A 3,313-nucleotide genomic window follows, 5' to 3' on the forward strand; every position below is an offset into this window, starting at 1 on the left:
AAATGGCGATGCCGAGGCTTGACCTTCAAGACGGTATCTGACCCCAAATTTTCGGCCCGGCCGTTGCGTTGGATTGGCACCGGCACCGAGGTGGCATCAATGATCTGACCTCAGCGGGCCAGATAACCATGGGTCTGCAGCTGGCGGTTCACTTCCTCAAACAAGCTGGCCCCCAGACCAGCCTGCACCAGCTTCTCGCGGAAGGTCCAGACGGTGTTGCGATCCGGTACCTTGCCGGATGTCTTGAGGCCAAGGAAACGCTGGAAGCTGCTGCGGTCGAGCGCCTGATATTCGAGTTGTTCATCCGACAGGTTGAACAGCTGCTGGATGACCAGCAGGCGCACTATCAGCTCGGTGGGATATGCTGGGCGACCGCCGAAGTAGCGATGTGGGCGTGGCAGTGCCCGATCCAAAGCACCAGCCAAGGCGGCAAAGTCGACATGCTGGCTGAGGGATTCGAGCGGGTCGCCCAATCTGGACAGCTTGGCTTCACGTTCTTCTGCGGCAAACAGGCTGTGCATGGAGGGTGTTCAGGTCAGGGCGTGGGTGGCAAGATCATGCCAGAGCAGGAGGTTTTTGGACGTGCCCTGAAACGGCTGGCTAGCTCGTAGTCACTGCCTGAGGCATTCTGAATCGCCGTGCGGATGGCAGGCGTGGTGGTGGCGTTCTTGTGCAATCCGATCAGCATGAGGTGGTCCGGTTCGTCCATCCTGCCATAATAGCCGTGAGAAGTTCACGTTCGACCAGCAATGAGTGCTTGCTTTCTAGCAGGTATTCATCCGGGACCTGGCAGCTAACCTTATATTTGAGGGTTTTGTAATGAATAATATTGAATTTTTAACATCTATAAAAATCAATACTGATTTTGAAGAGATTGTACGGCGGTTTGTTCAGAAAATATGGAGCGTCGATGCCTATATTGTAAATGGTCCGTATGATGATGGAAAAGATTTGGTATTTTCTGAGCGGGGGCGTCAGAAAAGAGAGGCCGTTCAGATAACAATTCAGAAAAGTAATTTTGAAAATAAATTAAAAGAAGATTTAGTTAAAACGCAGAGGCTCGTTGATGATCATGATTACCCAAATAATTTAACTTTTTTTTCAAGTCAAACGTATTCAGAGAGTGTAATAAACGATTTTGTTACGATGGCCAGACGCGATTATGGGATTAATTTGCATTTTTACGATGCAAAGAGAATTTCACAAAAAATTACGGAAGAGTATCCCGATATATTGAAATTCATTATTGAGGATATTCACAACTATAAGGGTGCTGGAAAGAGTGGTTTGGATTCGGTTAATCGGTCGTTGTATGATTTCTTGGCATTGAGTGGAGAGTCTGCGACGATTAAAAAAAGTATTGTCGACGCTCAAATTCTATCGCTTATATACCAGGGTGATACTTCTAGTGCTGCTGTTATTGAATTGCTTAAACAATCGGGCACAAAAGAAAGTACCGCAAGACATCATCTTAGTAATTTGATTAAATCAGGAAAGCTGATTGTTGATAATGATTCGATGTTGAAAATGTCAATCTCCGAGTTAAATAGGGTGAAATCTGTTGAGCTTGCAAATGAAAAGCAGTGTGAAGAGTTAAGTGGTTTAATTGTGGCAAGAGTTGGAATGAGTGATGTTGGTGTTGCCAGTAGGATTGTTGAGTTGTTTAAGGATGCATATAGACATACTGTTGATTTACATATTTCAGAGTTAAATTTTCAGGACCCAAATGAGGAAGCAATTAAGCAAACGATGCATTTGCTTAAGGCTGAGCTTAAGTCGAGTTGTGGAGTTGATGGCGATAGGGCGGAATTGCTTGCTCGTGATTTAATTGAAATTGCGTCAAGTAATGAATATTTGTCAAATTATTGCTCCTCACAATTGTGCATTAATCTGCTTAATCAAAGCAAGCTTGAGGCGTATATTAAAGAAAAACATTTCTTTGTATATTTGGATGCTACGGTATTTATTCGACATCTCGCTGCTATGCAGTTTAGAGATATTAAAAGTGATCAAGCATTTTATGTTACGCAGCGATTAATTGATGCAATTAATCAAGTGCCGAGAAAGACTATTAGAATAACGAGTGATCACCTGGAAGAGACGATCAGGCATTTAGATGCGGCGTATAAATTGAGCCTATTTGCCAATGATGATTTGATTGCGACTCTTGGTGATTCGAAGAATGTTTATTTTAATGCCTATCTTGCGAGAAGAAGCAAGATAAAAGGCTATGATTTTTCTGAATTTATTTCTGACTTTATTGGGTTTGATATTGCCGCCAATGCTGGCTATACCTTTGATGGTATGCTCAGATGTGCAAGTAAAATACTTGATTTGCATAATATTCAGGTTGTAAGTACAGCATCTATTGAAGAAATTGATTTTACGCGATTGAATTCCGCCTATTTAAGAGCTGGTGGCAAACTCAAAAAAACCCAAGGGTTCATCAATGATGTTAATGCGTGCATTGTATTGTCAGATACGCGAAATCACCTTGATGACACAAAGACTGGGCAAATACCTATTTTTGTAACTTGGGATTCATCTATCGGGATGCTAAGAGATGCATACAGAAATGGCATTGATAAATATGCAGAGTGGATTGTTTACTCGCCGCACAAGGCTAGTGAAAGGCTAACTATGGCAGGCTTTAAAATAGACAAATCATATGTCCGCGATAGTTTGTTGTGTATTCTTGATGATGATATATTTAAAGATACTAAATCAAGCTTGTTGGATAACTTGGCTCTGTTTGTAAAGGGGGATGGGCTAGAGGTTGATAATGGGGCTGTCATAAGTTTGGTGGTTAAATTGGCGGAGGAGGTTAATAACGAGCCAATTGATAAGAAGGAATTTGAGTCTGATAGTTACGCTGCCATAAATGAAATTCTACTGGAGACATTTTTCAAATTTAAAAACCGTCTTCCATCTGTTAGGAAGGTTTTTGGGGCTCCGGGGTTCAGTAATAGAGTGTTTGATTTGATTTCATTATCGGCAAGTAATCTTCGGGCCGATTCTGGGGATGATCTAAATAAATATATTTCGAGTTTGGAAGCTTTGATTGATGAATATGAATCGTCTTGTGTTGATGGTAATTAATTTGGTGTAGGTTTATTTAAATTTCCTGTGGGGTGGAGGTTAATAACAGTATTGGGGTAGGTCTCAATACTGTTTAGTTAGGTTGATTTCCGCTCCCCCCGCCCCCGCACCTGCAGTGACTAGCAGGCTGGTGAGAAACTCCCAACCCCTTGCAGCAAGCGGAGTTTGAGGCAGAATTCCGCCTCAAACCAGCCACCTACTTTCCCCATTTCCT

Annotated in this window: 2 protein-coding genes; one reads left to right on the forward strand and one right to left on the reverse strand. The window is 42.6% G+C overall.

From position 1 onward, the window contains the following. Positions 1-110: 110 nt before the first annotated feature. Positions 111-521, reverse strand: coding sequence for a transposase (locus B9A19_RS21720; RefSeq protein WP_084093231.1), 411 nt, complete (start codon positions 519-521; stop codon positions 111-113). A gap of 298 nt (positions 522-819) precedes the next feature. Here B9A19_RS21720 and B9A19_RS21725 point away from each other — a divergent pair, with 298 nt between their 5' ends. Further along, positions 820-3,099 (forward strand): hypothetical protein, encoded by a 2,280-nt coding sequence (locus B9A19_RS21725; protein WP_139799065.1) that lies wholly within the window; start codon positions 820-822, stop codon positions 3,097-3,099. The last annotated feature ends 214 nt before the right edge of the window (positions 3,100-3,313 follow it).

Source organism: Andreprevotia lacus DSM 23236, assembly GCF_900176275.1.
GTDB lineage: Bacteria > Pseudomonadota > Gammaproteobacteria > Burkholderiales > Chitinibacteraceae > Andreprevotia > Andreprevotia lacus.